Annotated in this window: 2 tRNA genes; both read right to left on the bottom strand. The window is 51.0% G+C overall.

Annotated elements, in window-relative coordinates:
- Positions 1 to 92: 92 nt before the first annotated feature.
- Positions 93 to 165 (bottom strand) — tRNA-Thr (locus tag HA044_RS10195).
- Positions 166 to 184: 19 nt separating this feature from the next.
- A tRNA-Leu gene (locus HA044_RS10190) sits at positions 185 to 255 on the bottom strand.

The raw sequence follows: 255 nt of genomic DNA, 5'->3' as shown, positions 1-255 counted from the left end.
GAACGACGGGATTCGAACCCGCGACCCCCACCTTGGCAAGGTGATGTTCTACCACTGAACTACGTTCGCATCGCTTTTATCCTATAAAAAAATGCCGGCTACATGACTTGAACACGCGACCCTCTGATTACAAATCAGATGCTCTACCAACTGAGCTAAGCCGGCTCATTATTATTCCCTATGCGGGTTAAGGGACTTGAACCCCCACGCCGTAAAGCGCCAGATCCTAAATCTGGTGCGTCTGCCAATTCCGCC

It is taken from the genome of Streptococcus sp. IMAU 99161, assembly GCF_014435245.1.
GTDB lineage: Bacteria > Bacillota > Bacilli > Lactobacillales > Streptococcaceae > Streptococcus > Streptococcus lactarius.
This window is presented reverse-complemented; position numbering and strand designations above follow the sequence as displayed.